This window comes from Ruegeria sp. (assembly GCF_965221235.1).
In the GTDB taxonomy this organism is placed as follows: Bacteria; Pseudomonadota; Alphaproteobacteria; order Rhodobacterales; family Rhodobacteraceae; genus Ruegeria.
The window spans coordinates 248,056-272,170 of record NZ_CBDCRS010000003.1; the positions used below are offsets into that span (position 1 = coordinate 248,056).

Here is a 24,115-nt window from a genome sequence, read left to right on the forward strand (position 1 = left end):
ATCGTCAGCTCCGCTTTAGTTTCGGGTCAAGCGCATCGCGCAGCCCGTCGCCCATCAGGTTGATGGCAAGCACCGTGACCAGAATGGCCAGACCGGGGAATGTCACCACCCACCATGCACGCAGAATGAACTCGCGCGCCTCGGCCAGCATGGTGCCCCATTCTGGTGTGGGCGGCTGTGCGCCCATGCCCAGAAAGCCAAGCGCGGCGGCGTCCAGAATGGCGGTCGAGAAGGACAGCGCGGCCTGCACGATGATCGGCGCGAGACAATTGGGCAGCACGGTCTTGAACATCAGCCTTGCCTTGCTGGCACCGGCCACGCGCGCTGAGGTGACATAGTCTTTCTGACGCTCGGCCAGCACCGAGGCACGCGTCAGGCGCACATAGTGCGGCTGGAACACGATCGCGATGGCAATCATCGCATTGGTCAGCGACGGCCCGAGGATGGCGACCAGCACCAAAGCCAGCAACAGCGACGGGAAGGACAGGATGATATCCATCACGCGCATGATCAGCGTATCGACCCATTTGGGCGCGAAGCCGGACAGCAGCCCGATGATCACACCGCCCGTCACGGCCACACAGACCACGACGATGCCGACAAAGAAAGAATAGCGCGAGCCCATAATCAGCCGCGACAGCATATCCCGACCCAAAGGATCGGTGCCCAGCGGGAAGGCCCAGCTGCCGCCTTCCTGCCACGCCGGGGGTTGCAGGATGTGATCCCGGAACTGCTCGGTCGGATCATAGGGGGCAAGCAGAGGAGCGAAGGCCGCGCAAATGACGAAGGCTGTAAAAACCCACAGGCCCATCACGGCACCGCGGTTTTCGCTGAAATAGTACCAGAACTCACGCAGGGCGCTGGGGCGGTCCTCGGTCTTAGGGGTGTTTGCGGAAAGTTCAGCCATCACCGCCTCCGGATTTTGGGGTTGATGATGCCGTAAAGGACATCGACCAGCAGGTTCACCAGCATCACAATGACCGCGATCATCAGCAGCCCGCCCTGCACCACCGGGTAGTCGCGGCGGAAGATGCTGTCGACCATCCACTTGCCGATGCCGGGCCAGCTAAAGATCGTCTCGGTTAAGATTGCACCCGCCAGCAACGTGCCAACCGACAGGCCGATCACGGTAATTACCGGGATCAGAGCATTGCGCAGCGCGTGCAGCCCGTTGATCCGGGCGGGTGCAAGGCCCTTGGCGCGGGCGGTGCGGATGTAATCCTCGCCCAGCACCTCCAGCATGGCCGAACGTGTTTGGCGCGCGATGACCGCCAGAGGGATGGTTCCCAGAACAATTGTCGGCAGGATCAGGTGCCGCACCGCAGATCCGAACGCCCCGGCTTGCCCGGACAATAAACTGTCGATCAGCATGAAGCCGGTGACGCTTGGGAAGTAGTACAGCAGGTCGATCCGGCCCGAGACCGGCGTCCATCCAAGATTGCCCGAGAATACGATGATCAGCAGCAGCGCCCACCAGAAGATCGGCATTGAATACCCAACCAAAGCCGAGGACATCAGCGCGCGGTCAAAGAATTTGCCCCTATTCACCGCCGCGATGACGCCGGCAGGCAGACCCAAAGCGACCGCAAAGATCATAGCGCAGATCGACAGTTCAAGCGTCGCCGGAAACAGCGCAAAGAACTCATCCCAGACCGGCTTTTTGGTGACAAAGCTCTCACCCAGATCGCCATGCAATACGCCGACGAGGTAATCCCAGTATTGTTGCAGAACCGGTTTGTCGAAGCCCAGCTTTTCGACCATTTCCTGATAGCGTTCCTCGGTCATGCCGCGTTCACCGGCCATGACGATGATCGGATCACCCGGCAACACCCGAATGAACATAAAGGAAATCAGCGTCACGCCCAGAAAGGTCGGGATGAACATGCCCAGGCGGGTGAGTAAGTAGCCAAACATCAGCGACCTATGATTGTGAGATCTTTGGGAAAGCTGGTCAGAGACCGGCAGCCGTTTTCAGTCACCAGAACATCATCTTCGATGCGAACGCCGAAATTGTCCAGTTCGTAGAGGCCCGGCTCGTTGGTCCAGACCATGCCCACGCGGATGACCTGATCGTTGCCACGCATGATATAGGGGGCCTCATGCACGTCGCGACCCAGCCCGTGGCCTGTCTTGGTGCGGATACGGTCAACATAGGGCGAGGCTTCAAGCACGCTGATGACCGCGTCGTCGATATCATGGGCGGTAACGCCGGGGCGGCAAGCCTCGAACCCGGCCAGATTGGCGCGCAGGACAGTGTCATAGACATCCCTGCCCTCATCCGAAACGTCCTGCACAAAGAAGGTGCGGGTAATGTCCGCAGCAAAGCCATGTTTACGAGCGCCAAAGTCGAACAGAAGCGCGTCGCCTGTCTTGATCCGGTAATCCGCACGCGCTTTGCCATGCGGCCGCGCCGAATTGTCCCCCGCTGCGACGATTGGATTGAATGCAAGCGACTCGGCCCCTTCAGCAAACAGGGCCTGAATCAGAGCTTGCTCAATCTGCTTCTCGGTCTGACCGACACGTACATCTTCGATAACCCGCTCCAACGCGCGTTCAGAGATATCAATCGCCGCTTGCAGCGCGGCGATATCGTCGTCGGTCTTGACAATGCGCAGGCCCGAGATCTCGCGCTCGCCATCTACGATCTGCAAATTGGGCATCGCGCCGGTCAGCGCCTTTGAAACAAAGACTCGCATCACTTGCCCTTCAACAGCCAGCGAGCGCAGCGGCATATGGTCCGCCAAAGCCGCGAAAGCACCGTCATAGCCGGTCTGATCGAACCAGTCGAAAACCGCGCCGTCAAACCCGACCAGTTCCCATGATCCCAACTCAAGATTTGGCACAATAGCCGCCGGTTTTCCTGTGGCCGGGATTACGACCACAAAGGGCCGCTCGTGGCTCATGAACGGTTTTCCCAAAGCGCGGGTGAAATTCGGGCCGGGCACCAATGCCACGGCATCTACTGACATGTCCTTTGCCAGCTGACGGTATTCGGACAAATCCGGCATTCAGGCCGACCTCCCATACAGAAAGCCGGAGCCGCCCTAAGGCGGCTCCGGTCAGTGAGTGGTGGTTTACTCGACGCTCACACCATAGAAGATGTGGCCGCCCAGCGGGTGGACCTTGTAGCCCTGCACCTCATTGCGCATCGGCATGTAGACAACCGAGTGTGCGATGGTGGCCCAGGGTGCCTGATCCTTGAAGATCACCTGAGCGTCTTCGTACAGTTTGGTCCGCTCGGCCTGATCTGTGGTTTGTTTGGCCTGAAGGATCAGGTCTTCGAACGGCTGGTGACACCACTGTGCGCGGTTCGACGCCTCGCGGCCGTCACAGCCCAGCAGAACCGCCAGGAAGTTGTCCGGATCGCCGTTGTCACCGGTCCAACCCAGCAGAACGGCACCATCACGGTTCAGTTCCTTCGAACGCGACAGGTACTCGCCCCACTCATAAGACACGATCTCAACATCCACACCAACCTTGGCGAAATCTGCCTGGATCAGTTCAGCCATACGGCGGGCGTTGGGGTTGTATGGACGCTGTACCGGCATCGCCCAGACCTTCATCGACAGATCGCTGACGCCTTCGGCCTCAAGCATCGCCTTGGCCGCTTCGGGATCATAGGCGTCGTCGGTAATCGCGTCGTTATACCCCCACATGGTCGGCGGGATCGGGTTCTTGGCCACTTGGCCTGAGCCCTGGAACACCACGTCGATGATCGCGTTTTTGTCGATCGCCATGTTCAGCGCCTTGCGGACGTTCGGATTGTCGAACGGCTCCATGGTGGTGTTATAGGCCAGATAGCCGACGTTCAGGCCCTCTTGCTCCATCATGTTGATGTCGCCGTCATCCTTCATCGCCTGAATGTCGGCAGGGTTCGGATAAGGCATGATGTGGCATTCGCCCGCCTTCAGCTTTTGATAGCGCACCGACGCATCAGGCGTGATCGCGAAGATCAGGTTTTCAACATCCGCAGGCGCCTTCCAATAGTCGGCATTCTGCGCATAGCGGATCACCGCGTCTTTCTGATACGCCACGAAAGAGAACGGACCGGTGCCAATCGGCGCAGTGTTCAGCTTTTCAGGTGTGCCCGCTTCCATCATCGCATCGGCATATTCGGCGGATAATATCGAGGCGAAATCCATCGCCATGTTGGCCACAAACGGGGCCTCGGGCTTGGACAGTGTGAATTTCACCGTATAGTCGTCAACCTTCTCGATGGACTCGACCAGATCTGGCATGCCCATACCCTGGAAATATTCCCAGGTGCCACCCGAGACCTGATTATAGGGGTGGCCTTCATCCTTCTGACGCATGAACGAAAAGATCACGTCATCCGCATTGAAATCGCGGGTCGGGGTGAATTCGTCGTTGGAATGGAACTTGACGCCCTGACGCAGCTTGAACGTGTATTCCAGACCATCATCGCTGGCCTCAACACTTTCGGCCAGACCGGGGATCACATTGGTGGTGCCGGTCTCAAATTCCAGCAGGCGGTTGTAAATCGGGTGCGAGGAGGCGTCAAATGTGGTCCCTGCCGTGAACAGCGCCGGGTCAAAGCCCTCGGGCGAGCCTTCCGAGCAATACACCAGCGTATTTGCATGTGCCACGCCAGCCGATAAGGCTATTGCAGCGGTTGCTGCCATCATTTTCAGTTTCATGTGGGTCTCCCAAAATATTTTTTATTTTCAGATATTCGCGTCTCTCATTTTCGCCTGAGTTTAGATGACGACTTGTCTCATCGCGATATCTCAAATCAATGTATCCAAAATACAAAATCCGTTGTCAACTGACTTGCGCTTACGACGGCATACGTGTCCGGCGAACCGACCTATCGGATGCTGCGCTGCATTTGTCCGGATGCAAAGCCGAAGGAAAGGAAGCCCTGACGCAGCGTTCTGCCGGGCCGTTCCGGTCCGCTTTGGGTTACGCCTGAAACGTGGGCGTCACACCCGTCGGAGGGTTTTCGTTGATATAGGCCCCGATACGATCCAACAGTGGTCGACGGGGGCAGTTTGGCCGCGTCGCCGCCCCCAGATCGCGCAGATGGCCGGGGGCCTCGAACGGCACAAAGCACAGAGGCCAGTTGTCGCGTTTGAACTGCTCGGCGGCCAGCGCCGAGACGATGGTGCAGTCATCCGAATGGCAGATATGGCGGCAGATCGTTTCAAACCGCAGCGCGCTCAGGTCGAACCGTTTGCTGACGCGGTGCGCAGGATCGGCTTTGGGCAGACGGTCTTCGAGATCATAGCCAAAGCTATGCGGCAGCCGAATGAAGTCATGCGCTGGTACGTCCTCGGGTGCGATTGAAGGCAAGTGACACAGAGGGTGCCCCTCACGAACCGCCAGAAACAGGGGCTCGGACCAGATTGAGGTGAAATCCAGCGCCGCGCTGGTGTTGATCTTTGCCACCAGAGCTAGATCCAGCGTGTGATCCTCGACCATCCTCAGCATGTTCTGCGGCAGGTCCTCGACCATCGTGACCCGCATGGCCGGAAACAACGCGCTGAACAGGTCCGAGAAATACTGCGTCAGGTACGGGGCCAGCGTTGGTGTCATGCCCACATGGAATGGCACCGCCTCGGGGTCGCGGAATTGGGTGGCAGTGTCGCGGATGTTCTGGGCGTCGCTCAGGATGCGTTCGGCAATTGAGAGTATGCGTTCACCGCACAGGGTCGGACGCACCTCATTGGGCAGTCGCAGAAACAGCTCAGAGCCTAGTTCCTGTTCCAGTTTCTTGACCTGATTGGACAATGCGGGTTGCGAGACATTGCAGGCCACGGCTGCCTGACTGAACTGGCCATGTTTGGCAATGGCGAGCACATATTCCAGATCTCGGAAATTCATAATGGTTATAGACGCGTGTTTTCAGGCCGTTGGAATACCCCAGATTTAGCCCTTCAGCGCCGTGTCAGCAAAAAAACATGTTCACTTTCACTGACAAAACCGTCAATCCGCGCAAGTGAATAGGATCGGATCGCGGCGCGTATTTTCGTAACATGTTGATTTATAGCGATCTTGAAATGCGATTTATCACGCGAGCTGTGACTATTTGCATTGGTTATACCCCCAATTCGAAGGATGAATTTTAGCTGACAGGCGGTGGTGGCTACCCCTTTGCTACGTGGAATGCCCAGACCAGCGGGCGCTCTGCATAACGCAAACCCATGATGGAGTTCCCCATGCTGTCCCAATTTATGGAAAGCTTACGCGCCCGTCTTTTGAGCACGTCAACTTTGGCGCAAGAGACCAGCCGCGATGGCCAAACCCTTTTTAATAACTTCTTCCAGAGCACCGTGGTCGACGACACCCCGGCTTTTGTTCTGGCCAATGATTTCTCGCGCCTGCTGAACTTTGGCGAGATCATCACCAACAACGCTGTCGCCGCCGTTCAGGCGCAGGGACAGGATGTGGATGTCTTCAACTTCCGCTCGGGCCGGATCGAGGCCAACAACGGCCCCGATGCGCTGGCCACTGGTGTTCAGGTCACAGGCAGTGCCGCAGTCCGCAACTTTGGTGAGATCGTGGGTGAGTTTAACGGCGTGCAATTTGCAGGCGCGGACAGCTCGGGGTCTTTGGACAATTTCCGGGGTGGCGTAATCAGCTCTGACAGCCGCGCAGTGGATATTCAGGGTCAGGGCATTGATGTCCGCAACTTTGGCGACATCGTCGGCACAGGCGACCAGCGCAACGGCACGATCTACACCAACAGCACTGCCGAAGACATCTCGATCTCGAACTTCTCGGGCGGGACCGTAGATGCCGGTGAAGGCAACCAGGGTGCCGGTGTTTCGCTGCAGATCGGTGATGAGATCGGCGACCGTGTGGAAACCGACGTCTTCAACGGCTTCGGCGCGACCATTCAGGGCCGTGGTCAGGCGGCGTCGAACACCGCGCTGGCGGGTGACGGTATCCGCATCGACAATGGCGCTGAAGGCACCATTCTGGAAACCGAGATCATCAACAGTGGCCTTATTTCTTCGGAAAGCACCCAAGGCACCGCTGCTGGTATCCGTATTGCTGACGGTGCAAACACCGAAGGCGAGATTCTGAACACCTCGACCGGTGTGATCGAAGGCGCTGCAAACGGCCTGTATATCGGTCTGGGCGAGCATGATCTGGACGTTCTGAACTTTGGTACGATCCAATCAGACAGCCGTGCGGTGAACATCGATGGCACAGGCGTAAACCTGGTCAACGGCGGCGACATCCTCGGCACCGACGATCAGCGCAACGGCACCGTCTATGCCGATGGCACAGCCGACGACTTCTCGGTCAACAACCTGGCCACCGGGACCATCGACGCAGGCGAGCACAATCAGGGCTCGGGCTTTGGTGTTGAAATCGGTGGAGCCGGTGACGGCGCGAACTCGTTCACGCTGGACAACGCCGGTACAATCCAGGGTCGTGGCAACGCCGCAGCAGGTACAAATGCTGCCGGTGACGGCGTCAGGATCGGCAATGTTGGCAATGTTGGCACCACCGACGCGATCATCAACAACACCGGCACCATCGACTCGGAAGGTGCAAACGGAACTGTTGCGGGTGTGCGTTTTGTAAACGGTGTTTCGTTCCAGGGTGAGTTCAACAACTCGGGCGATATCTCCGGTGTCCAAAACGGTGTCTATTTCGGCAACCCGGTCAAAGGCGAAGGCGGGGATCACACCGGCGGTGTGTTCAACAACCTGGAAGGCGGAACCATTTCGTCGGACAGCCGCGCGTTCAACATCGATGGCATTGGCCTTGAAGTGAACAACGCCGGTGACATCGTTGGCACCGACAGCCAGCGCAACGGCACCGTCTATGCCGACGGCACCGCGCAAGACTTCACCTTCAACAACCTGGAAACCGGTGTTGTTGATGCAGGCGAAGGTAACGAAGGCTCGGGCTTTGGCGCTGAGATTGCAGGCGAGAAATCGTTCGAGCTGAACAACGACGGCACCATCCAGGGTCGTGGCAACGCTGCTGCAGGCACCAACGCAGCCGGTGACGGTATCCGCATTGGAAATGTCGGCAACGCCGGGACGTTCTCGGGCACCATCACCAACTCGGGCGTGGTCGCCTCGGAAGGGGCCAACGGTACCGTCGGCGCATTCCGTGCGGTGAACAACGTCAACTTCCAAGGTCAGTTGATCAACGAAGAAGGCGGTCTTTTCGAAGGTGGCCAGAACGGCGTGTACTTTGGCACCGGTGACCACACGGGCGGTTCGTTTGTGAACCGTGGGATTGTCACCTCGGACAGCCGTGCGCTGAACATTGATGGTGAAGGGCTGGAGGTTGTCAACGAAGGCGAAATCCTCGGCACCGGCAACCAGCGCAACGGGACTGTCTATGCTGATGGCACCGCTGACAACTACACCTTTGAAAACCTCGGCGTCGTGGACGCGGGCGAAGGCAACAACGGTTCGGCGGTTTCGCTGCAAACCGGTGATGTTTCGGGCGATGTGGTTTCGGCTGCGATCCTGAACGAAGGCACGCTGCAAGGTCGTGGCGACGCCATCGAGGGCAACCAAGTAGGCGACGGTCTGCGCCTGTTCACCAGCCAGGATGATGCTTCTTTCGCAGGTGTTGTTGTCAACGAAGGCCTGATCGCAGGGTCTGAGGACTCGGACGCGGCAGCCGGTATTCGTATCGACGGCGGCCTGAACCTGTTGGGTGCGATCCTGAACGAAGGTGAGATTCGCGGCACGGTCAACGCTATCGACGCCTCGGACGCAGCCAGCGTAACCATCGTCAACGACGACGAAGGTGTGATAAACGGCAACGTTCTGCTGAGCGATGGCGATGACATCTTTGTCGATCTGGGCACCACCAACGGTGATATTGTTGGCGGCGCAGGTGACGACGTTCTGATCGCAGGCGATGCGGACAATGTTCTGACCGGTGGTCTGGGCAATGACTTCATCGACGGTGGCGACGGCATCGACACAGCCGATTTCTCGGATCTGGATGTTGCGGTCGAGGTTTCTCTGGACGCCAACGGCAACGGCACCGCCACGCGCGATACGGGCTTCAATATTTCGGTCGTCGATGCGGTTGTCGCAGCACCGGATCAGTTCGGGTCGGCAATCGAAGATGGCGCTCAGTTCGTGGAGCAAGCGGCTCAGGGCAACCTGTACTACAACATCCACACCTCTGAGTTCCCGGGCGGTGAAATCCGCGGGCAACTGCTGGTCGACAGTGACGTGACCGAGAACGGCATCCGCACCGTATCGCTAAGCGGCGGTCTGGACGCGGCGCAAGAGCCTGGGCCGACCTCGGACAGCGAAGCCACCGGTGGCGCAACCGTCGTCATCACTCAGAACCTGCACACGGGCGAAGTCACATATTCCAGCGAACTCAGCGTTGTTGGTCTGAACGAAGCCGACCTGAACACGCCGATCCCGGGTGTTGTCTCGGCCATCCATCTGCACAATGCACCTGCGGGCATCAATGGCCCGGTCGTGCAGGACACGCTGGTGGATGCAGGCGCCACGTTGGATGTCAATGCCACAGGCGGCATCGGTGTCATTGGTCAGGACGTGATCGAGAACCAGATCGAAACCGACGTACTTCAGTCGATCGAGCGGGTTGTCGGTTCGGACGATGCGGACACCATCAACCTGTCCGGCTTCGACGGTGTCACCATTGACCTGGATCTGAGCACCCCTGCTCCGAACCCGGCTGGCAATGGTGACGAAGGTCCGCAGGACGGTGCCATCATTGTGGACGGTCAGATCGCAATCGAAGTCGACGATTTCGAAAACGTGGTCGGCTCCAGCGGTGATGACCTGATCCTGGGCAACAACGAGTTCAACATCCTCGACGGCGGTGCTGGCAACGATGCCATCCACTCGTTCGGTGGTGCGGATATCATTATCGGTGGTGAAGGTACCGATACCGCATTGTTCTCCGCAGGGCCGGGTGTTGTTCTGGACCTCGACGAAGAGGGCAACGGAGTCGCGCAGGTCAATGCACCTGACGGTGCCGTGCTGGATCAGGTGTTCGGGTTTGAGAACATCAACGGCTCAAACAACGTGGGTAGCCCGAATGGCGGCAACGATGTGCTGTCGGGTAACTCAGGTTCGAACACGCTGAATGGTCAGGCCGGTGACGACATACTCAACGGTGAGGGTGGGGATGACATTCTTATCGGTGGCGCAGGCCGTGACACCTTTGTCTTCGAAGGCAACTTTGGCAACGACGTGGTTCAGGACTTCGAAGTTGGCCTCGACCAGCTCCAATTCGGTGACTTCGGTCCTGACTTCGGCGGCGCGGTGAGTGTCGCGCAGGATGGCGACGACGCGGTCATCTCGTTCGGCAGCGAAGGCTCGGTTCGTCTGGCCGGTGTCAACAGCGCCGACCTGAACGAAGACGACTTCGTCGCATAAGCGATCAACAGCGGGGCGGCCTTTGGGTCGCCCCGTTTGCCAAACCGGAAAGGGCAATTCGATGTTTCAGAAATCCAATCCCGTCAAATCCGCCTGGGGATCGCTGCGCAAAGGCTTTGTTGCGGTTGCGGTTTTCAGCCTGTTCCTGAACCTGCTTATGCTGGCCGGGCCGCTTTACATGCTGCAAGTTTATGACCGCGTGCTGACCAGCCAGAATATTGAGACCCTGATCGCCCTGTCCGTTCTGCTGGCCGGGGTGTTTGTCGTTATTGCCTGTCTCGATCTGATGCGGATGCGCATCCTTGGCCGTCTGGCTGCCCGGTTCGAGCTGACCGTCGGCGCGCCGGTCCTTGGGGCTGCCATGCGTCGCAGGGTGCAGGGCAGCGGCACCAACGGCGAAAATCTGGTCGAGGATGTGAACGGGTTCCGCGAGTTCATCTCGGGCACCACTCTGACCGCCTTTTTCGACGCGCCATGGATCCCGATCTATCTGTTTGTTCTGTATGTCCTTCACCCCTATCTCGGGCTGCTGGGTCTGGCCGGAGCGCTGACCCTGACTATCATGGCCCTGATCAACAACGCCCGCGCCCGCGCACCGATGCGGAATGCCGCCGAGGCCCGTGGCCGTTCGGATGCGCTGTTCAACACCGGCGACCGGAATGCGGAACTGGTTCATGCGCTTGGAATGAAAACTGATCTGGTGCGGCGCTGGACGGCCTTGCAGGCTGACGCGCACCAGCACAAGACCCGCGCCGCTGACCGCGTCGCCGGCTTCTCGGTCCTGTCCAAAACCCTTCGGATGGGACTGCAATCGGCGGTTCTGGGTCTGGGTGCGGCTTTGGCCGTGATCGGAGAATCCTCGGCCGGGGTCATGATCGCGGCCACCATCGTGCTGGCCCGGGCGCTTGCCCCGATTGACCAGCTGATCGGCCAATGGCGCAGCTTTCTGGCAGCGCGCGGGTCTTACAGCAAGATCAGGCAACTGACTGATGAGTTTGCCGAGCCGCCCGCAAACCTGAACCTGCCGCGTGCTTTCAAAACACTGGACGTCCGCATCGCTCAGGCGGCCCCGCCACTGGCAATGAACGCCACCCTGCGCGGGATCGACTTCAGTTTGAACGCAGGGGACGTTCTGGCCGTGATCGGCCAGAGCGGGTCAGGCAAATCCACGCTGGGCCGGATGCTGGCCGGTATCTGGCACCCGCAACGGGGTGAGGTGTTGCTGGATGGCAGCCCGATGTCGAAATGGAACCCCGAGGATCTGGGCAAGCAGATTGGATATCTGCCGCAGGATGTTGAAATGTTCGATGGCACGATCCGCGAGAATATCGGGCGGTTCTCTGTCGCCATCGACGACGCCGAGGTCCTGCGCGCCGCCCGTGAGGCCGGACTGCATGAGATGATCAGCGCCCTGCCCGACGGGTATGAAACCCGGATCGGGAACGGTTTTTTCCTGTCCGGCGGTCAGCGACAGCGCCTTGCCCTAGCGCGTGCGCTCTATGGGGACCCGTTTGTGCTGGTTCTGGACGAGCCGAACTCGGACCTCGATGCCGAGGGCGAACAGGCCCTGCGCGATGCACTGATGGCGGTGCAGGAAAGGGGCGGGATCGCCATTGTCATGACCCACCGTCCGGCCACGTTGCAGGCCGCAACCAAGGTCATGGTGCTGCGTGACGGCAGCCAGTCCCGGTTCGGTGACAAACAGGAAGTGCTGAAGATGAACCGCGCCAATGTGCTGGACAAACCCGCTGACCCAGCCCCGCGCCGGGCAAACGAAACTCAGATCGCAGGAGCGGCCCAATGACGAACCTTGTCAAATATTCCCCCACCGGTACCGCAGTCGGATTTCACGAGATCAAGGCGGCAGAGGTTTCGGGTTCCACACCGGGGATCGCTCGCTATGTCTTGTTTGGCCTTTTTACCTTGGCTGCTTTTGTCGGCGGCAGTGTCTATTGGGCGTTTGCCTCGAAACTGGACGGAGCGGTCGTTGCCCCCGCATCGTTCGTGGTCGAAGGTCAGCGTAAAACGGTCGAGCATCTGGATGGTGGCATTATCCGCTCAATCCTTGTGGCTGATGGCCAGTTTGTGACGGCGGGTCAACCGCTGGTGCAACTCGACAGTACTGAAATTGACGTCGATCTCAGCGTACAGGGTAGCCAGCTGGCTGAACTGTCGGTCCGCCGCGCGCGCTTGCTGGCGCAGATGAGCGGAAAGAAGCAGTTTGACGAAGCGACCGCGCTGGCCGGGTTCCGCGAAGGAATGGACCGATTGCACTGGGTCTCACCCTATCTGACCCAGAAACAACTGTTCGCCGCCGAAGCGCGCGCCCGCCGGGCCGAGGCGCAGATCAACGCGCAGCGCATATCGGGCCTGCGCAACCAGATTGCAGGACTGAACGAACAGCGTCGTTCTAACCAGAACCAGATCGAGATCACCAAGGTCGAATTGGCCAATCTGGAAACTCTGCTGAACAAGGGGCTGGTCGCGGTGACTCGGGTCAGCGCGCGTCAGATCGAGCTTGAGCGTCTGGGTGGTGTCGATGCCTCGCTGCGCACTCAGATCAGGCAGTCCGAAGATCAGATGCAGGAATTGGAACTGTCCCTGCTCAGCCAGCAGAAATTGCGTGATGAGGTCATCGCCGGGGAACTGGCGGTGGTCGAGGCGCAACTTGATCTGGTGCGCCCGCAATTCGCCGGAACGCTGGCGCGCTTGCAGCGGACACAGGTGCTGGCCCCAACCAGCGGGCGCGTGGTGAATCTGGGCGTGTCGACCACCGGCGGCGTAATCCGCCCGGGCGAACCGATCCTCGATATCGTTCCGGCCGATCAGGCGCTGATCGTCGAGGCCCGGGTTCAGATCGGTGACATCGACAAGCTGCGGATCGGTCAAAGCACACGCATCCGCTTGTCCGCGTTTGCGCAGGCGGATGTGCCGGAAGCCAGCGGTCGGATCTTCGACATCTCGGCCGACGCGTTGGAAGATGACCGAACCGGCGAGCCCTACTACAAGGCGCGGGTCAAGCTGGACGCGGATCAGCCGCAGGCCGTTGCCGCGCTGGATCTGGTGCCGGGCATGCCAGCGGATCTGTTCGTCAATACTGGAGAGCGCGCCGTCATCAGCTATCTTGCGCAGCCGATCAGTGACCGGCTGGCAAAAACATTTATCGAGTGAGCCTGAACGCCAGCGTTGAACTCATCAACGCGGGCATAGTGGATTGAGTAACGAGTGGGGCGCGGTTCTAAGCCGCGCCCATGTTTTTGGCTGGCGGGATCAGACCCCGTAGCGCGCCATGAACATATCGACGGCTTGCAGCGCGATCTCGTCAATCTCAGCCTGGGAAAAAGTGTTCTGAATGCCCAATGCCGCCTTGGCCCAGATGCGCACCTTGCACAGTTCCGAGAATTGTTCGGCTGCGATCTGAAGGTCCTCAATGGCCAATTCGCCCTTTTTGACGGCTTTTTCCAGGTACTCGACAAGATGACGCCGACCGTTCTGAGGCCCCGATTCATAAAAGGCCACGCCCAGTTCCGGGAACCTGTCCCGTTCCGCCACACAGATACGAAAGACCTGTTGCGCGAAATCGGACACCAGAAACGCTGTCAGCTGCGTCGCGGTAAAGGTCAGAACCTCGCGCGCGGGTTTGGTGTCATCAACTCGGGACACGACGTTTTCGGCCAGACGTTTGCATTCGGTCTGGGCCACTTCCATGAACAGAAGCCGCTTGTCCGGGAAGTAGCTGTAGAGCGTTGCCTTGGACACGCCTGCCGCCCGCGCGATGTCATCCACGCTGGCGCCTTCGAAGCCGTCCGCCATGAACACTTCTCTCGCCCCTCGCAAAACCTGATCGAATTTGCGGCCGGTGCGAAGGATGGCGGCTGTCTGAGTCATGTGCGTTCCCTGGATGGCTGATCCTTCCAAACTATAAACCGATCAGTTCAGATACAACGATTCGCATAGGTGCAGGGTCCGTCACCACGTAAACTGTGGTCATTTTCGCGTCAGTGACGGGCGAAGCGCTGCTTGGGTCCGGGATGACTTGTCGCGCCGTCAAACCGTGCTAACACTCTGGGCCATGGTCGATGTTTTTCTGCGCACACTGCCCTTCTTTGCGATCATCGGCCTGGGGTACTGGGCCGGCCGCAGCCGGTTTTTCACCCAAGAGGCCACGGCCTATCTGACCAAATTCGTGTTTTATTTTGCGCTGTCGGCAATGTTGTTCCGCTTTGCCGCCACCCTGCCCTTTGCCGAGATATTCAACGCTCGGCTGGTTCTGGGTTATCTGCTGGGAACCGCGGCCGTCTATGTTCTGGCGACATTGGTGGCGCGGATACGCGGGCTCGATATCCCCACAGCAGCGGTCGAGGCGCAATGTGCGGCCATCGGCAATGTCGGCTTTCTGGGCCTGCCGATGCTGGCCTTGCTTTTGTCCGAGGCCGCCATTGGACCGGTGATGCTGGTGCTGACTGTCGATCTTGTGGTGTTTTCTTCGCTGATCGTGATCCTGATAAATGGCGGGCGTGATGGCAGACTGACCGCCGCAACCTTGCGCCTGATCGGGTTGGGGTTGGTGAAAAACCCGATGTTCGTTTCAATCTCGGCGGGGATGTTGTGGTCAGCCTTTCAGGTTCCGGTCCCGACGGTCCTGAACGATTTTCTGACCATTCTGGGCGGTGCGGCCACGCCGGGTGCGTTGTTCGCAATCGGAGCTTCACTGGCCACCAAGTCCGCTGAACGGGTGCAGATCGCGGCATGGCTGGGCTTTTGCAAACTGATCATGCACCCGCTCTGCGTCGGGATTGTTTTGATCTGGCTGATCCCGGTCGAGGCGTTCCCGGCCTCGGTCGCAATTGCCGCCGCGGCGCTGCCAGTGGCTGGAAACGTCTATATGCTGGCAGCACATTACGGCGTGGCCCCGCATCGCGCGTCAGCTGCGATCCTGTTGTCGACGGCGGCCAGTATTCTGACCGTGCCGTTTGTGATTGCGTGGGTTTCGACCCTCTGATTGTGGTCTTAAAAAAACCGTGCGCAGAACAGGCGCGGTCTTTACGCCGGGTCTTTGGGCCGTTAGCCATAACGCGACCCAAAATAAAGGACTGTGCCAGATGGAAACCCTTTCGGAAAACGCCTGTTTCGGTGGCGTGCAGGGCGTTTATCGCCACGCGTCCAAAGCCTGCCAATGCGACATGACCTTTGGTCTGTTCCTGCCCGCCGAGGCTAAGGACGGTCCGGTTCCGATCCTTTGGTATCTATCGGGTCTCACCTGCACCCACGAAAACGCGATGACCAAGGCCGGTGCACAGGCCTGGGCGGCTGAACAAGGGATTGCAGTCGTGTTTCCCGATACCTCACCCCGCGGCGAAGGCGTGGCGGATCATGACGACTACGATCTGGGTCAAGGGGCCGGTTTCTATGTAAACGCCACCCAAAGCCCGTGGGCACCGCATTTCAACATGTGGGACTATGTGGCCGAGGAGTTGCCCGCGTTTCTTGCCGAGAATTTCGCCGTCGACATGGACCGTCAGGCAATCACCGGCCATTCGATGGGCGGCCATGGCGCGTTGACGCTGGCGATGAACCTGCCGGGCCGGTATCGCTCGGTTTCGGCCTTTGCGCCGATCTCGAACCCCACTGGCGCGGAATGGGGTCGCAAACAACTCAGCGCTTATCTGGGCGATGACGAGGCTGCATGGGGCAAGCACGACGCCTCGGTGATGATGAAAGAGGTGGGTTTTGACGGACCTATTCTGATCGACACTGGCGCCAGCGATCAGTTCATCGACCTGTTGCGCCCGGAAGCATTGGCACAGGCAATTGCTGAGCGTCGCCAACAGGCAACCTATCGCCTGCAACCGGGCTATGACCATTCCTATTTCTTTGTGTCGACCTTCATGGAAGACCACATCACTTTCCACGCCGAGGCGCTGTACGGAGACTGAGGCATGAGCGACTACGATTATGACCTGATCATCGTCGGGTCCGGGCCTTCGGGGCGGTCCGCCGCGATTCAGGCAGGAAAGCTGAAGCGGCGGGTGTTGGTGATCGACCGTAAGGATCGGTTCGGCGGCGTTTCTGTTCATACCGGCACGATCCCGTCCAAAACCCTGCGCGAAACCGTGCTGAACCTCTCCGGCTGGCGCGAGCGCAGCTTTTACGGGCGGTCGTACCGGGTCAAAGACCAGATCCGCGCCGAAGACCTCAAGGCGCGTCTGCACATGACGCTGGATCATGAGGTTGACGTGCTGGAACACCAGTTCAACCGCAATCATGTAGAGACCTTGAACGGGTTGGCTTCGTTCGTTGGCCCGCATGAGATTGAGGTCGCCACGGATGCCGGCGAAAAGACCCGCCTGACCGCCGCAAAGTTCCTGATCGCAACCGGAACCAAAACGTATCGTCCCGACTACGTGCCATTCAACGGCAAAACGGTTGTGGATGGAGACGATTTCCTTGAGATGGCCGAGATTCCGCGCTCACTTGTAGTGATCGGGGCCGGGGTGATCGGAGTGGAATACGCCACCATGTTCTCGGCGCTGGACGTGCGGGTGACGTTGATTGAGCCGCGTGAGACCTTCCTCGATTTCATCGACAGTCGGTTGATCCACGACTTTACCCATCAAATCCGCGAGAATGGCGTTGATCTTCGACTGGGCTCTGCCGTCGAAAAGATCGAAGATGCCGGAGAACACGTCGAAGTCACGCTGGAAAATGGACGCCATGTCCGGGCCGAGATGCTGTTGTTCGCCGCGGGTCGCATGGGCGCAACTTCGGCACTGAATCTGGATGCGGTTGGGTTGGAGACAGATCACCGCAATCGCATCAAGGTGGATCGAAAATCCTATCAGACATCGGTGCCGCATATCTATGCGACCGGTGATGTGATCGGACATCCTTCGTTGGCCTCGACCTCGCTGCAACAGGGCCGTGTGGCGGCCTGCCATGCGCTGGACACCCCCACCCTGCCCGAAAGCCCGTGGTATCCCTATGGTATCTACTCGGTGCCCGAGATTTCCACCTGCGGCATGTCCGAGGAAGAGTTGCAAGAGCGCGGCATTCCCTATGAAGTCGGCATGGCGCGGTTCCGCGAAACCTCACGCGGTCATATCATGGGGTTGGAGCATGGCATGCTGAAGATGCTTTTCTCGCTGAAAACCCGCCGGGTTTTGGGCGTACAGATTGTCGGTGAAGGCGCCACCGAGCTGATCCACATCGCGCAGGCTGTGCTGAACCTGAAAGGCACGGTGGACTATTTCGTGCAGAACACATTCAACTATCCGACGCTGGCCGAGGCTTACAAGATCGCCGGTCTGGACGCATTCAACAGGATGCCGATCCCGGATGAATTCAAGGTGCGCAAGAAACCCTCTGAACCCGCCAAGAAAGAGGCGAAGAAGGCGTGACAACGCTCTATGTCGACGGTGATGCGTGCCCGGTGAAAGCCGAGGCCGAACGGGTCGCAACCCGGCACAAGGTTCCGATGGCACTGGTTTCCAACGGAGGCTTGCGGCCGTCGGCAAACCCTCTGGTGCAGGTTGTCATTGTCTCGGAGGGAGCCGATGAGGCGGACAAGTGGATCGCCGAGCGCTGTGGGACGGGTGATGTTGTCGTCACATCCGACATTCCTCTGGCCGCAAAATGTGTCGAAGCTGGCGCGCGCGTTTTGCGCCCCAATGGTGAGGTATTCACCGCTGCCAACATTGGCCAGCAACTGGCGATGCGTGATCTGATGGCTGACCTGCGTGCCGCCAATCCGCTGGGGGCTGGCGGTGGTGGCAAACCATTCAGCAAGGCGGATCGGTCGCGTTTTCTGGATGCGCTGGAACGCGAGTTACGAGCGGCAAAACGCGGGTAGCCCTCCCGCCCGTCGGAAGCGCATCATAGATGCGCCGCCTCCGATTGGGCCGGGCAGCGCTGCGCGCTGCGGTTTCGCGTGAAGCCAAAGGGGGTTAAGCAGGCACTGCTGCGGGCCAGTTTTCGCGGATGGGCAGGTGGACGATGGCGCTGAACGCTCCGATAGCGACGCCGATCCACCAGACCATCGTGTAGTCTCCGTACTGGTCATACATGCGCCCGCCCAGCCAGACACCCAGAAAGCTGCCGACCTGATGGCTCAAGAAGATGATGCCGTAGAGCGTACCCATATAACGCAGCCCATAGAGATGCGCGACCAGGCCCGAGGTCAGCGGCACCGTGGCCAGCCAAAGCGAGCCCATCACCAACGAGAAGACGATGACGGTCAACGGAGTGATCGGGAACAGGATGAAGGCTGCGGCGGCCAAAGTTCGAGCGGTGTAAACAGCCGCCAGAAGGTATTTCTTGGGGAAGTGATTCCCAGCCCAACCTGCCAACAGCGTGCCGCCGATATTGGCCAGTCCGATCAGGGAAATGGAGATCGCCCCAAGCGCCGAGGTCGATTGGATGCCGATTGAATGCAGCACGCCTCCGGGTTGGATCGGGCCGCACATCTCGGTCACAAAGGCAGGGAAATGGGCGGTAATAAAGCCGAGCTGATAGCCACAGCTGAAGAAACCTAAAAAGATCAGAGCGTAAGACGGGTCGCGGATGGCGCGGCCCAGAATTTTGCTCATGCTTTCTTCCAGCTCGGTTTTGCTGGCGGGCAGTGGTGCGCGCATGAAAGGCAGTGTCAGTACCAATGCCAGGATCGCGATGGCAAAGACGATGAAGACTTGCTGCCATGGCAAGAAGGTCAGCATCCATTCGGCGGTTGGCGCGCCAAGAACCTGCCCGAAACTGCCCGCTGCTGTGACAATAGCCAGTGACATGGATCGGTTCGCATCCGACGATGCCCGGCCTACGACCGCCAGAACGACGCCGAACCCGGTTCCGGCGATTCCGAAGCCCACAAGCCACGCGTACATCTGATGCTCGAACGGAGTAACGGACCAAGCAGACAGAACCATGCCGGCGGCATAGGTCAGCGCACCTATGATGATGGCCTTTCGGTCGCCGATTTTCTCGGCAATCGCCCCAAAGATGGGCTGGCCGATGCCCCATGCGAGGTTCTGGATCGCGATGGCCATCGAGAAATCAGTGCGCAACCAGCCGAATTCATCCGCAATCGGGATCTGGAACACACCGAACGAGGCGCGGACAGCAAAGCTGACCGTGATGATGATGCAGCCGACGATCAGGATCGGGTTCAATAGACGAGCGGATTGGGGCATCGAGACCTCAGAGATGGGGAACCGCGACGTTATCGAAAATCGTACACGGGTCAATTCAGGAGTTTTGCGGTAACGGATAAGGAAAGGCTCAGTTCGTAAATCGTATGCAAGCTTCACGTTTCTGATATGATCTTGGGAAAATCGAGGAGGTATTGACAGTGGATCACAAGCAGTTTCAGGAGTGGTTATCCCGCATAGACGGTCTCAGTCTGGCGCAGAGGCAGCAAGCACAGGCTGTGTTGCTGGGGGAAACTGAGCCATCCGCTTCGCTGGCAGCGATCGAAGCGCGCGTCGCCGAGGACCGTGAGTGCCCGCATTGTGGCACGCCTGGCGCGGTTTCGCGGGGCAAAGCCCGAGGGCTACAGCGGTATCAATGCAAGGCCTGCAACAAGACTTTCAACGCGGCAACGGGCACGGCTTTACAGGGCCTGCACAAGAAGGACAGATGGCTCGCCTTTGGGGGCTGCCTTGCGGATGGGCTGACCGTTCGCGCGTCTGCAAAGCGCTGTAATTTTGCCGTCTCTACGGCGTTTCGTTGGCGGCACCGATTTTTAGGCACGAAGGACCAGGACCCTCCAAAACTCAAGGGCATTGTCGAAGCCGACGAGACCTATGTTCTCAAGAGCCGCAAGGGCGATCGCAAACTTGATCGCAAGGCGCGCCGCAGGGGCGGCAAGGCCAGCAAGCGCGGTCTGTCAGACGAACAGGTTCCGATATTGGTTGCCGTGGACCGAGGCGGCACAACGGCGTGTTCCGTCCTTCCATCTGTCACAGCTGACAGCATACACAGCGTTCTGGAACCCCGGATTGATGATGACATCCTTCTGGTCACTGATGGAAACGACGTTTACCCGCCCTGCGCCAAGTCACTTGGGGTCAGACACGAAGCATTGAACCAGTCCGCCGGTGAACGGGTGCGTGGGGTGGCTCACATACAAACAGCCAACAATCGGCACAGTGGGTTGAAGGACTTCCTGCGCCGCTATCGCGGCGTTTCGAGCAAATACCTCGAAAACTACCTGCGATGGTTCGAACGGTGTGACCTGCTGAAATCATCGGCCAGATCCTGTCTCGCGACCGCGATTGGGACCTCATGCACACAATTTGCGAACTGAGCCTAAGGAAATTTGATGCGTCGCGGAAAAGGCTGCTTTTCAATGGGCAAGCCGGGCGCTATGCCTCGGGTTATGACGGGTTTGATTTCGCTTTACGACACGCAGGTCGCCGAGGGCATCCTGACCAGAGACGACGCGCAAGAGGCCGTTCTTCCCCACTTTGAACGTATCCGGGCCGCGCTGGCCGAACCGGTCAAGCGCAGTTTCTTCCGAAAAGCGCCGCCACCGCCGAAGGGCCTGTACCTGTGGGGCGGCGTTGGTCGCGGCAAGTCCATGCTGATGGATATGTTTGTCGATGCGTTGGGGGACATCCCGGCGCGGCGGGTGCATTTCCACGCCTTCATGCAGGAAATCCATGCGGGCATGCACAAAGCGCGAAAGGACGGTGTCGAGGATGCGCTGGCCCCGGTCGCGGCCTCGGTGGTGAAATCGGTGCGTGTGCTGGCCTTTGATGAGATGCAGATCACTGATATCACCGACGCGATGATTGTTGGTCGCCTGTTCGATCTGCTGCACGAAGGAGGCGTGGTGGTCGTCACAACCTCGAACCGGCACCCGGATGATCTGTATAAGGATGGCTTGAACCGTCAGCTGTTCTTGCCGTTCATTGCCCATATCAAAGAACAGTTGCAAGTGTGGGAGCTGGTCTCACCCACCGATTACAGGCAGAACCGGTTGGAGGGCGCTCAGGTCTATTTTACTTCGATTGGACCCGAGGCGCGTGAGAATATCCGCGCGGTCTGGCGTGATCTTTCAGGCGGGGCCGCGGAGCCTTTGGTTTTGCAGGTTAACGGGCGCGCGGTTGAGCTGCCCGCCTTTCGCAACGGGGTGGCGCGTGCCAGTTTCTACGATTTGTGCGGGCGAATGCTGGGGCCAGCTGACTTTCTGGCCATTGCCGAGGTAGTCAAGGTTCTGGTTTTGGAAGACATCCCGCGCTTGTCGCGGAACAATTTCAACGAAGCCAAGAGGTTCGTGACTTTGATCGACGCATTGTATGAGGCGAAGGTTCGTTTGATCTGCTCGGCGGCAGCCGAGCCCGAGATGCTGTATGTCGAAGGTGAAGGATTATTCGAGTTTGAGCGGACCGCATCGCGTCTTCGTGAAATGCAGGCTCAGGATTGGGGGCAATAAGGGGCGCTGCCCCCGTCGCGCTTTGCGCGCCTCCCCCGAAGTATTTTTAGCCAGATGAAGCCCTGCGGGCGGGTCAACCGTTTTCCCGCAGGATGTTGCCCGCTAGATAGAGCGAGCCACAGATCAGGATGCGCGCCTGTGGGTCTTGCGCGATGAGCGCGTTCAGGGCGTCCGTAACGTTGTCAGCTGTTGTGGCAGGCAGGCCGGTTTTGGCCGCCGCGGCTGCGGTGTCTTCGGCGCTGAGCGTTGCGGCCTCACCGGGGATGGAAACAGCAGTAAGGCTCTGGGCCTGTTGCGCAAGCGGGGCCAGATACCCGGTGACGTCCTTGGTGTTGAGCATTCCGCAGATCATGTGCGTCGGTCGCTTAGGGAGTTTCGCCAGAACATCGGCCAGCGCAATACCAGCCGCGGCGTTGTGGCCCCCGTCGAGCCAGAGTTCAGCCTGAGGTGCGGCTTCGACCAACGGGCCAGTTTTCAGACGCTGCATACGGGCGGGCCATTCGGCCTTGCTCACCGCAGCCTCGTAGGCATCGTCTCCAAGGTTCAGGTGTCGCAATACGGCTAGTGCGGCACCGGCATTCTGGATCTGATGTGCGCCCAGCAGGTTGGGCAACGGCAGGTCGCGCAGGCCGGTTTCGTCCTGATAGATCAGGCGTCCGTTTTCCTCATGCACATGCCAGTGCTGGCCGTGAATCAACAGCGGAGCGCCAAGGCGCGCGGCAGTGTATTCGATGACCTCAAGCGCCTCGTCCTGTTGCGGGCCGACGATGCAGGGAACGCCCGGCTTGATGATGCCCGCCTTTTCGGCAGCGATCTTGCCCAGCGTGTTGCCCAGAAACTGTTCGTGGTCGATCGAGACTGGTGTGATCACTGTAACCGCAGGTTCATGAATGACATTGGTGGCATCCAGTCGGCCACCCAGCCCAACCTCAAGCAGGGAATAATCCGCATTTGCGCGGGCAAAGGCCAGCAAGGCGGCGCAGGTTGTGATCTCGAAATAGGTGATGTTCTCGCCCCCATTGGCGGCGTAGCATTCATCCAGAACGGCGGTCAGGGCCGGTTCTGAGATCAGCTCTCCGGCCAGACGGATGCGTTCGTGGAACCGGGCCAGATGCGGCGAAGTATAGGCGTGGGCCGACAGCCCTGCCCCCTCGATCCCAGCGCGGATCATTGCCTGGGTCGAGCCTTTGCCATTGGTTCCGGCAATGTGGATCACCGGGGGCAGTTTTAGCTGAGGGTTGTCCAGTGCTGCCAGCAAACGCCACACACGATCCAAGGTCAGGTCAATGATCTTAGGATGCAGCGCCATCATCCGGTCGAGGATGACGTCCGATGTCTGGGCGGTCATTTCTCGCCTTCGGCTTCAGCCGGTGTTTCGGGCTTGGCCTCATCGGGTTCGGGCGCGGGCAAATCGCCTTTGACCGCCGGGGGCTGGTTCATCAGCATCCGGGTGATGATGATCAGTTCCTCACGCATCTCGGTGCGTTTTGTCACGCGGTCCAGCATCCCGTGATCCAGCAAGTATTCGGCGCGCTGGAACCCTTCGGGCAGTTTTTCGCGGATGGTCTGTTCGATCACGCGCGGACCCGCGAAGCAGATCAGCGCGTTAGGTTCCGAGATATGGACGTCGCCCAACATCGCATAAGACGCGGTCACGCCTCCGGTCGTCGGGTGTGTCAGCACGACGATGTAAGGCAGGTTCGCCTCTTTCAGCATTTCCACCGCCACTGTGGTACGCGGCATCTGCATCAGGCTAAGGATGCCTTCCTGCATCCGCGCGCCGCCTGCGGCCGAGAACAGGATCAGCGGGCGTTTCAGCTTCACCGCCTCTTGCGCGGCGGCGATTATGGCGTTGCCGACATACATACCCATCGACCCGCCCATGAACGAGAAGTCTTGCGCGGCGGCCACGATCGGGGTGCGGCCAATCTCGCCGGTGGCGACAAGCATCGCCTCTTTCTCGCCGGTTTTTTTCTGCGCCGCTTTCATGCGGTCGGGGTATTTCTTTTGATCGCGGAATTGCAGCGGGTCGTCCTTGGGGGCGGGAACCTCGACCTCGGTGAAAATGCCGCCGTCGAACAGGTGGCCAAAGCGGTCGCGCGGGGTGATCGCCATGTGGTGACCGCACTGGGTGCAGACGTTCTGGTTCTCTGCCAGTTCGCGATGGAACAGCATCGTGCCGCATTCGCCGCACTTGTGCCAAAGGTTTTCAGGCACTTCCCGGCGCGAGAAGATCGAGTTGATCCGGGGGCGGACGTAGTTTGTGATCCAGTTCATGTCGGAACCTTATTATGCGGCGTTGACGTCAAATAAGACGCTA

18 protein-coding genes are annotated in these 24,115 nt (G+C 59.3%); 9 read left to right on the forward strand and 9 right to left on the reverse strand.

The genetic code is table 11. The features are described from left to right. Positions 1-4: 4 nt before the first annotated feature. The 5 genes from ACOQOY_RS01580 to ACOQOY_RS01600 form a co-directional block, all read right to left on the reverse strand. Complete coding sequence (locus ACOQOY_RS01580; protein ID WP_420583738.1) at positions 5-907, reverse strand: ABC transporter permease subunit; 903 nt, start codon at positions 905-907, stop codon at positions 5-7. Next, a complete protein-coding gene (locus ACOQOY_RS01585; protein WP_420583739.1) occupies positions 907-1,914 on the reverse strand; it encodes an ABC transporter permease subunit in 1,008 nt (335 codons plus the stop codon). Before ACOQOY_RS01585 ends, ACOQOY_RS01580 begins: the two co-directional genes overlap by 1 nt. Next, positions 1,914-3,008: a M24 family metallopeptidase gene (locus ACOQOY_RS01590; RefSeq protein ID WP_420583740.1), complete on the reverse strand. Its 1,095-nt coding sequence runs from the start codon at positions 3,006-3,008 to the stop codon at positions 1,914-1,916. The genes ACOQOY_RS01585 and ACOQOY_RS01590 overlap by 1 nt, the downstream gene beginning before the upstream one ends. Positions 3,009-3,074: 66 nt before the next feature. Then, positions 3,075-4,658, reverse strand: coding sequence for an ABC transporter substrate-binding protein (locus tag ACOQOY_RS01595; protein ID WP_420583741.1), 1,584 nt, complete (start codon positions 4,656-4,658; stop codon positions 3,075-3,077). Positions 4,659-4,923: 265 nt separating this feature from the next. After that, a complete protein-coding gene (locus ACOQOY_RS01600) occupies positions 4,924-5,844 on the reverse strand; it encodes a LysR family transcriptional regulator (protein WP_420583742.1) in 921 nt (306 codons plus the stop codon). Between the two features lie 335 nt (positions 5,845-6,179). Here ACOQOY_RS01600 and ACOQOY_RS01605 point away from each other — a divergent pair, with 335 nt between their 5' ends. The 3 genes from ACOQOY_RS01605 to ACOQOY_RS01615 all read left to right on the forward strand — a co-directional run bounded on the left by ACOQOY_RS01605 (position 6,180) and on the right by ACOQOY_RS01615 (position 13,538). Continuing rightward, entirely contained in the window at positions 6,180-10,367 is a 4,188-nt protein-coding gene (locus ACOQOY_RS01605; protein WP_420583743.1) for a beta strand repeat-containing protein, read from the forward strand. Between the two features lie 61 nt (positions 10,368-10,428). Next, positions 10,429-12,171, forward strand: a complete 1,743-nt coding sequence (locus tag ACOQOY_RS01610; protein ID WP_420583744.1) for a type I secretion system permease/ATPase — start codon at positions 10,429-10,431, stop codon at positions 12,169-12,171. After that, positions 12,168-13,538 carry an HlyD family type I secretion periplasmic adaptor subunit gene (locus tag ACOQOY_RS01615; protein WP_420583745.1) on the forward strand — a complete coding sequence of 457 codons (1,371 nt, stop codon included), beginning with the start codon at positions 12,168-12,170 and terminating at the stop codon, positions 13,536-13,538. The genes ACOQOY_RS01610 and ACOQOY_RS01615 overlap by 4 nt, the downstream gene beginning before the upstream one ends. A 99-nt stretch (positions 13,539-13,637) precedes the next feature. Here ACOQOY_RS01615 and ACOQOY_RS01620 read toward each other — a convergent pair whose 3' ends face one another. Then, on the reverse strand, positions 13,638-14,255 hold the full coding sequence (locus ACOQOY_RS01620; RefSeq protein ID WP_420583746.1) for a TetR/AcrR family transcriptional regulator: 618 nt from the start codon (positions 14,253-14,255) through the stop codon (positions 13,638-13,640). Between the two features lie 184 nt (positions 14,256-14,439). Between ACOQOY_RS01620 and ACOQOY_RS01625 the strand changes: the two genes are divergently transcribed. The 4 genes from ACOQOY_RS01625 (at position 14,440) to ACOQOY_RS01640 (ending at position 18,216) form a co-directional block, all read left to right on the forward strand. Then, positions 14,440-15,369 carry an AEC family transporter gene (locus tag ACOQOY_RS01625; protein ID WP_420584019.1) on the forward strand — a complete coding sequence of 310 codons (930 nt, stop codon included), beginning with the start codon at positions 14,440-14,442 and terminating at the stop codon, positions 15,367-15,369. Positions 15,370-15,469: 100 nt separating this feature from the next. Next, positions 15,470-16,303, forward strand: a complete 834-nt coding sequence (gene fghA, locus ACOQOY_RS01630; protein ID WP_420583747.1) for an S-formylglutathione hydrolase — start codon at positions 15,470-15,472, stop codon at positions 16,301-16,303. A 3-nt stretch (positions 16,304-16,306) separates the two neighbouring features. Next, the gene (sthA, locus tag ACOQOY_RS01635) at positions 16,307-17,764 is read left to right on the forward strand and encodes a Si-specific NAD(P)(+) transhydrogenase (RefSeq protein WP_420583748.1); all 1,458 of its coding nucleotides are present in this window, start codon (positions 16,307-16,309) and stop codon (positions 17,762-17,764) included. Continuing rightward, entirely contained in the window at positions 17,761-18,216 is a 456-nt protein-coding gene (locus tag ACOQOY_RS01640) for a YaiI/YqxD family protein (protein ID WP_420583749.1), read from the forward strand. The genes sthA and ACOQOY_RS01640 overlap by 4 nt, the downstream gene beginning before the upstream one ends. Positions 18,217-18,310: 94 nt before the next feature. Here ACOQOY_RS01640 and ACOQOY_RS01645 read toward each other — a convergent pair whose 3' ends face one another. Further along, a complete protein-coding gene (locus tag ACOQOY_RS01645; RefSeq protein ID WP_420583750.1) occupies positions 18,311-19,549 on the reverse strand; it encodes an MFS transporter in 1,239 nt (412 codons plus the stop codon). A gap of 158 nt (positions 19,550-19,707) precedes the next feature. Here ACOQOY_RS01645 and ACOQOY_RS01650 point away from each other — a divergent pair, with 158 nt between their 5' ends. Together ACOQOY_RS01650 and zapE are read left to right on the forward strand one after the other, a co-directional pair. Beyond that, positions 19,708-20,664, forward strand: coding sequence for an IS1595 family transposase (locus ACOQOY_RS01650; RefSeq protein WP_420583751.1), 957 nt, complete (start codon positions 19,708-19,710; stop codon positions 20,662-20,664). A gap of 72 nt (positions 20,665-20,736) precedes the next feature. Further along, complete coding sequence (gene zapE, locus ACOQOY_RS01655) at positions 20,737-21,795, forward strand: cell division protein ZapE (protein WP_420584020.1); 1,059 nt, start codon at positions 20,737-20,739, stop codon at positions 21,793-21,795. A gap of 73 nt (positions 21,796-21,868) precedes the next feature. Here the strand turns inward: zapE and ACOQOY_RS01660 are convergent, their stop codons facing one another. Further along, a complete protein-coding gene (locus ACOQOY_RS01660; protein ID WP_420583752.1) occupies positions 21,869-23,143 on the reverse strand; it encodes a bifunctional folylpolyglutamate synthase/dihydrofolate synthase in 1,275 nt (424 codons plus the stop codon). Beyond that, positions 23,140-24,072 carry an acetyl-CoA carboxylase, carboxyltransferase subunit beta gene (accD, locus tag ACOQOY_RS01665; RefSeq protein ID WP_420583753.1) on the reverse strand — a complete coding sequence of 311 codons (933 nt, stop codon included), beginning with the start codon at positions 24,070-24,072 and terminating at the stop codon, positions 23,140-23,142. The genes ACOQOY_RS01660 and accD overlap by 4 nt, the downstream gene beginning before the upstream one ends. Positions 24,073-24,115 lie beyond the last annotated feature (43 nt).